6 protein-coding genes are annotated in these 6,492 nt (G+C 69.6%); 5 read left to right on the plus strand and 1 reads right to left on the minus strand.

What is annotated here, in order from left to right:
• The coding region (locus tag Q0C41_RS28700) for an ABC-F family ATP-binding cassette domain-containing protein (protein ID WP_291989978.1) at nucleotides 1-1,688 on the minus strand (1,688 nt) is incomplete at its 3' end.
• 225 nt (nucleotides 1,689-1,913) lie between these two features.
• On the opposite strand from Q0C41_RS28700, the gene Q0C41_RS28705 reads away from it, so the two are divergent.
• From Q0C41_RS28705 to Q0C41_RS28725, 5 genes are all read left to right on the plus strand, one after another.
• Complete coding sequence (locus tag Q0C41_RS28705) at nucleotides 1,914-2,663, plus strand: sigma-70 family RNA polymerase sigma factor (RefSeq protein WP_291989980.1); 750 nt, start codon at nucleotides 1,914-1,916, stop codon at nucleotides 2,661-2,663.
• An 11-nt stretch (nucleotides 2,664-2,674) separates the two neighbouring features.
• Nucleotides 2,675-3,517 (plus strand): hypothetical protein, encoded by an 843-nt coding sequence (locus Q0C41_RS28710; RefSeq protein ID WP_291989982.1) that lies wholly within the window; start codon nucleotides 2,675-2,677, stop codon nucleotides 3,515-3,517.
• A 64-nt stretch (nucleotides 3,518-3,581) separates the two neighbouring features.
• Nucleotides 3,582-4,511 carry a hypothetical protein gene (locus tag Q0C41_RS28715; RefSeq protein ID WP_291989984.1) on the plus strand — a complete coding sequence of 310 codons (930 nt, stop codon included), beginning with the start codon at nucleotides 3,582-3,584 and terminating at the stop codon, nucleotides 4,509-4,511.
• 23 nt (nucleotides 4,512-4,534) lie between these two features.
• Nucleotides 4,535-5,047, plus strand: coding sequence for a hypothetical protein (locus Q0C41_RS28720; protein WP_291989985.1), 513 nt, complete (start codon nucleotides 4,535-4,537; stop codon nucleotides 5,045-5,047).
• Nucleotides 5,044-6,435 carry an APC family permease gene (locus tag Q0C41_RS28725; RefSeq protein WP_291989987.1) on the plus strand — a complete coding sequence of 464 codons (1,392 nt, stop codon included), beginning with the start codon at nucleotides 5,044-5,046 and terminating at the stop codon, nucleotides 6,433-6,435. The genes Q0C41_RS28720 and Q0C41_RS28725 overlap by 4 nt, the downstream gene beginning before the upstream one ends.
• Nucleotides 6,436-6,492: the final 57 nt, after the last annotated feature.

A 6,492-nucleotide genomic window follows, 5' to 3' on the forward strand; every position in this document is an offset into this window, starting at 1 on the left:
GCGGCCGAGGGGGCGGGCGCGGCCACGGCCACTGCCACCCTGGCTGCCGGCGGGCTGACGACGGGGGCCGTGGCGGCGGCGTCGCGCTGGGCCTGGCTCCAGCGGAACTCTTCGTAGGTCCCCGGGTAGATCAGGGCCCCGCCATGGCCGACCGCAATGATCTTGGTGGCCAACCGGTCCACGAAGTACCGGTCGTGCGACACCAGGATCAGGGTCCCCGTGAACCCTTCCAGCGCCTCCAGCAGGACGTCCTTCGAATCGAGGTCGAGGTGGTTGGTGGGCTCGTCGAGGAGCAGGAGGTTGGCGGGCCGCAGCAGCATGCGCGCGACCGCGAGGCGCGTGCGCTCGCCTCCCGACAGGACCCCCGCCTTCTTGTAGACGTCGTCGCCCGCGAACAGGAACCCGCCGAGGATGTTCCGGATGGTGGGCACCATGTGCACGGGCGACCCGTCGGCCAGCGTCTCGTAGACCGTGCGCGACGGCTCCAGGCGGTTCGCTTCGTCCTGGGCGAAGTACTGCATCACCACCTGGTGCCCTTCGGTCCGCGTGCCCGAATCCGGAGCCTCGGCGCCCGACAGCATCCGCATCAGGGTGGACTTGCCGGCGCCGTTGGGGCCGACCAGGGCCACCCGGTCGCCGCGCTCGATCTGCAGCGAGAGGTCTCCGAAGATGACCTTCTGGCCGTAGCGCTTCCCGACATGTGCCAGTTCCAGCACCGTCCGTCCGCTCTTGCTGCACTCGGGGAACGTGAAGTGGACCTTCTTGCGCTCGGGCGGCACGTCGATCGGGACGACCTTCTCGAGCGCCTTGATCCGGCTCTGCACCTGCGCGGCCTTCGTGGCCTGGTACCGGAAGCGGTCGACGAACATCTTGATGCGCGCCACCTCCTCGTCCTGCTCGCGCTTCATCGTCCGCAGCCGGTCCATGCGCGCCTCGTGTTCGCGCAGGTAGTACGAGTAGTTGCCGTGATAGTCGGTGATCGTCCGCAGGCTCAGGTCGGCGATCCGCGTCACCACGGCATCGAGGAAGTACCGGTCGTGCGAGACCAGCATGACCGCGCCCGGGTACTCGTTCAGGTACTCCTCGAGCCAGTTGCGGGCGTCGAGGTCGAGGTGGTTGGTCGGTTCGTCGAGCAGGAGCAGCGACGGGCGCTGCAGCAGCAGCTTGGCGAGCGCGATGCGCATCTGCCAGCCGCCGGAGAAGGTCTCGGTCGGCTTGTCGAGGTCGTCCTCCTCGAAGCCGAGGCCGCGCAGCACCGTGGCGACCCGGAGATCCATGGTGTAGCCATCCAGGCGCCGGAAATCCTCCTGCCCCTCGCTGTACCGCACCAGCGCCGCCTCGTGCGTGGCCTCGTCCAGCGTCGTGTCGGCGAGCTGGTCCTCGAGCCGGTGCAGCTCGTCCTTGAGGGCCAGCAGCGGGCCGAAGGCCTGGCGGGCCTCGTCCACCAGGGTGCGGCCGCCGTACTCGAGGCCGTCCTGGGGCAGGTAGCCGATGGTCATGTCGGACGGCGTCACCACCTGTCCGGCGTCCGGCTCGTCGAGACGGGCCAGGATCTTGAGCAGCGTCGTCTTGCCCGCGCCGTTGGGCCCGCACAGCCCGACGCGATCACGCGCATTCAGCTGCCACGTCACATCGTCGAGCAACACGCGATCGGCAAACGCCTTCCGAACACCCACCAACTGCAACACGCCGGGGATCGTAGCAGGGGCGCGACTCGGCGGGGAACCGGCGCTGACGATCGCCGTCGGGATTTTCGATCGACGTAAGCGACGTCCCGGATGCACACGCTGGCGGGTGAACGACACGGGCCCTTCGCCCTGCAGGTGTGGCAGTTCCGAGAAAATGTCGCGGGGTGACGTCGGACCGACCACTTTGGCCGGCGCCTTGCACTGGACTGGCGCAGGAGCGTGCCAATGTCCGTTTCTGTCCTCACCGGAGACCAGCTCCGACACCTCGAGGTGTCCGAGCCGACCATTTCAGCCCCCGTGCGTCAGAAGAACAGGACACGGGGAGGCGATGCCCCGAGTGCTGCAGCGCAGATGACGTCCAGCGACGAAGAACTCGTTGCCCGTTCGGCGGGTGGCGACATCGACAGCTTCAACCAGCTGGTGGTTCGCTGGGAGCGGCCGATCTATGCCCTGGCCTACAGGGTGATCGGGCGCGAGGAAGAAGCGCGCGACCTGGTCCAGGAGGCGTTTCTCCGGGCCTATCGGTCGCTCGGGGGCTTCCGTGGCGATGCCAAGTTCTCGTCCTGGCTGTATCGGATTACGCTGAACCTCTGCCGCGACTGGATTCGGCGGCAGAAGCGGGCGCCGTTCGTGGACGCGCCCGATGGCGTGGATGTGATCGAACTGGCCGGCGAGCATGGACCGGTCGAGTCGGTCGAGGATCTGGTGGCGCGGCGCGATCTCGGCGCCGCAGTGAACCGGGCGATGGCGGTGCTGAGCGACGATCAGCGCAAGGCCATTGTCCTCAAGGAATATCAGGGGCTGACCTTCCAGGAGATCGCCGATCTGCTGGATTGCCCCTTGAGCACGGTGAAGACCCGCCTGTATCAGGGGCTGGTCGTGCTCCGGCGCGAGCTGGAGCGGCAGGGCATCACGGCTGACGTGTTGCTGCCGCATGCACGACCGGCGTCTGGCGCGGAGGCGCGTCGACGCTGACGGCAACGTAGATGACCGACGTAACGCCCTGTCCCGACCCCGATGCCCTGCTCGTCCTGCTCTACGACGATGAAGGAACGCCCGATGAGCGCGCGATCCTGCAGGACCACGTCGATCGGTGTCCACAGTGCGCTGACGTCCTGACGTCGCTCGACGCGGCCCGGGGGGTGCTGGGTGCCTGGCACGCTCCACGCCTGCCCCTGGGCTTCGCGTTCGTACGACCCGACCGGTCTCCCGTCCGCACCACGCTGTGGCGCGGCGGGCTCGCCGCCGCGGCGGTGCTCGTCCTCGCGGCCGCCGCCTCCCTCGCACGAATCGACATCCGCTACGACGCGCAGGGGTTCTCCGTGCGGACCGGCGTCACCGCCGAGTCTGCTCCCGAGCGCCCGGCCCTGGACGCGGCCGCCGCCGTCCCACGTCCTGCCGCCTCCGTCCAGGCCCCCCCGTCCCCTTCGGCGCAGGCCGGGTGGGTGGGCACGGCATCATCGGGGGAACCGCCGTGGCGCGCCGACTTCGACCTGCTGGCCACGCAGATTCGCGCCGACGTCAGCCGACTGGTCGAGGAATCGCGGGCCGCTGCCCCGATGGCCCTGAAGGCGTCCGCCCCCGTGGCCGCCGCCGGCCCGGTGCGGACCATGACCGACGCCGAACTCCTCAAGCGCGTCCAGGACCTGCTGGATCAGAGCGAGATCCGGCAGCAGTCCAACCTCGCCCTCCGCGTGACGGAGCTCGGTCGCCAGTTCGAACTCGTACGCCAGAGCGACATCGTGCAGATGGAACAGACGCTCCAGCGCATCGAGCAGCAGCGCAGCGATCTGCTGCGCCGTGTGGCCTCGACCCAGCCACGGCCCTGATCCGGGCGTCTTTACTCCCGTGTCAGCCGCTTCTCGTCCCCGTGTCCCCCGGGCCCTCGCGGCCGTGGGCCTGACGGCGCTCCTGGTGGCGCTCGTGCCCGGCCCGCTGGCGGCGCAGGCGGAGCCTCCATCCGCACCACCCGGGTCGACGCCCGAGATCGGGCGCGGGGCCACGCTCACGGCCCGCTATCACGTCCGCCAGTTGGAGAACGTGCTGGAGCGTGCCGTCCAGCACGCCGCCGACATGATGCGGCGGCGCCTCCAGTCCCTGACGCCCGACGTGCTCGCCATCGCCGGCTCGCCGCGCGCCCAGGGGTTCCGCATCGACGGCTACGGACTGTTCTTCTCGGTCGAGATCCCGCGCCTCAGCGAGAGTGTCAACTGGGCCCTGCGCGTGCTCAGTCAGGATCGGGACCAGCGTGTCCTGGCGTCACTGCAGAAGGTCTTCTCGGCCGAGCAGGACCCCCTGGTGCGCGCCGATCTCGAGCGCGCGATTCGCACCATGCAGCTGCAGCTGGCCATGGTGCCGCGCCCGCCCGCGGCAAGCTCGGTGGACGCGCGCGCAGCCGCCGCGCCCCAGCCACGCATCTTCGTCGAGTCTGCCGGCCCGGCCGCAGCCAACCGGGTGGAGGGCGAGGCCACGCCGCCGGCTGTCACCCCGAGCGGCGGCGTCCAGCTCTCCACGGCGGCCGCCGCTGCTCCGCGACCGGAAGTTCCGGTCGAGGCGATGACCGACCCCAGCTCTGCCTACGAGGACGAGGTCAAGCACGCCCTCGTCGACGCGATGCTCGACTACGCCGGCTCGATCGAACTCCCGTCCTCGGAATGGGTGACGATCGCGGCGCGGGACGCCGGCTACGTGGCCTTCCCCGACAGCGTGTCCGACATGGTCACCGTCACCCTCAGCGTGCGCGTCGCCGATCTGATGGAGTTCCGTGCGCAACGGCTCACGCGTGATCAGGCCCGGACGCGCGTCGTGGTGAAGGAGTTCTGAGGTTCTGCGCTAGAATCCGCCGCATGTTCCGCCTCGATCGACGCCACGTCGTGCTCGCTGCGATGCTCCTGTTCGCCGCCGGATGCGGTCGCTCCGCCAGCGTGCCCGAAGCCATCGAGGTCTACGACGTCAAGACCGGCTACGACGATGGCGGGAGCGCGTCGGGACAGAACCGGCTGCTGCCGACCATCGCCTTCAAGGTTCGCAACAAGGCTGGCCGCACCATCCACAGCGTGCAGTTCAACGCCGTCTTCCGGGTCATCGGCGATCCCGAGGAACTCGGGGCGCAATTGATTCAGGGCATCGACTACGACGGCCTTCCGCCAGGGCAGAGCCTCGGGCCCTTCACCCTGCGCTCGATGTTCGGCTATTCCGGCGAGCAGGCGCGCGTCGAGATGTTCCAGCACCAGAGTTTTCAGGACGTGCAGGTGCAGGTCTTCGCCAAGCAGGGTGGCGACCAGTGGGTGAAGCTCACCGACCTGGTGGTCGACCGCCAGTTGCTGGCGATTGCGCCCGCGCCGGCGGCCCAGCCGTGACCCCACCGCACACGACGTCCGGCGGTGCCTCCGCCGGTCCGCCGCTCCAGCTCGAGCGGCGCCTCTCGGCCTACGACGCGGCGGCCGTCGTCGTCTCCAACGTCATCGGCAGCGGCATCCTCTTCATGCCGGCCATCGTCGCCGGCATGGTCGGCAATCCCGGTGCCATGCTGGCCGTGTGGTTCGGCGGCGGCATCCTCGCCTTTGCCGGCGCCATGGCCTATGCCGAGCTGGCGGCGTTGCGCCCCAAGTCGGGCGGGGAGTACGTCTACTTGCGGGAGGCCTTCGGCCCCCTTGCGGCGTTCCTCACGGGGTGGACGTCGTTCGTCGCGGGCTTCTCCGGCGCCATTGCGGCGACGTCGGTCGGGCTCGCCGGATTCCTGGGCCGGTTCTTTCCGGCCGCCGGGGACGCGACGCCGTGGGTGACGCTGCCGCTCGGCCTGGTCACGCTGAGCCTGTCGCCGCAGAGTCTGGTCGCCCTCACGGCCATCTTCGGGCTGTCGCTGGTGCACATCCTCGGCATCGGTCCCGGGCGCCTCGTGCAGAACGCCCTCGCGCTGGTGAAGGTGTGCGCCCTGCTCATCTTCGTCGCGGCCGGCCTGTCGATCGGCAACGGGTCCACGACGCACTTCTCCGGCGACGCGCCGTGGGTCCCCTCCGGGATGCTGCTGGCGCTGATTCCGGTCATGTTCAGTTACTCGGGCTGGAATGCCGCGGCGTACCTGGCCGAGGAGGTCAAGGACCCGACCCGCAACGTGCCGCGGGCGCTCGCCATGGGCACCATCGCCGTCGTGCTCGTGTACGTCGCGATGAACGTGGTGTACCTGTATGCCCTCGACATCGAGGCCATGGCCTCGGTGCAGGTCCGCATCGTGGATGCGGCGGCCGAGGTGCTCTTCGGGCCGCGTGTGGCCGACGTGCTCACCGTGGTGAGCATCTTCATCGTGCTCGGCAGCATCAGCGCCAACATCTTCGCGGGGCCGCGCGTGTACTACGCCATGGCGCGCGACGGGCTGTTCCTGGCGGCGGCCGCGCGCGTCAGCCCGCGCACGCACACCCCGGCCTTCGCCATCGGCGCCCAGGCGGTGTGGAGCGCCGTGCTGGTGCTCACGGGGACCTTCGAACGGCTCGTCACCTACACCGGGTTCGCCGTCGTCCTGTTCGCGGGCATCGCCGTGCTCGCCCTGTTCGTGCTGCGTCGTCGCGAGCCCGACGCCCCGCGTCCGTTCCGGGCCCTCGGCTATCCGATTGCCCCGGGCCTGTTCGTGCTCGCGAGCGCCGCCATGGTCGTCAACGCGATCTGGCGCGAACCCCTGCCGTCGCTTGGCGGACTCGCCATTCTCGCGGCAGGCATCCCGGTGTACTGGCTGTTCCAGCGCCGACTGTAGCGGCTTCGCTATCAATGCCGGAATGCCGGAATGCCGTATGCCGGGCATGAGCCCTGA

Source organism: Luteitalea sp., assembly GCF_022842525.1.
Lineage (GTDB): Bacteria > Acidobacteriota > Vicinamibacteria > Vicinamibacterales > Vicinamibacteraceae > Luteitalea.

Coding starts and splice junctions, on each gene's coding strand:
- Q0C41_RS28705 (WP_291989980.1), top strand. CDS start 1,914: ATGTCCGTTTCTGTCCTCACCGGAGACCAGCTCCGACACCTCGAGGTG.
- Q0C41_RS28710 (WP_291989982.1), top strand. CDS start 2,675: ATGACCGACGTAACGCCCTGTCCCGACCCCGATGCCCTGCTCGTCCTG.
- Q0C41_RS28720 (WP_291989985.1), top strand. CDS start 4,535: ATGTTCCGCCTCGATCGACGCCACGTCGTGCTCGCTGCGATGCTCCTG.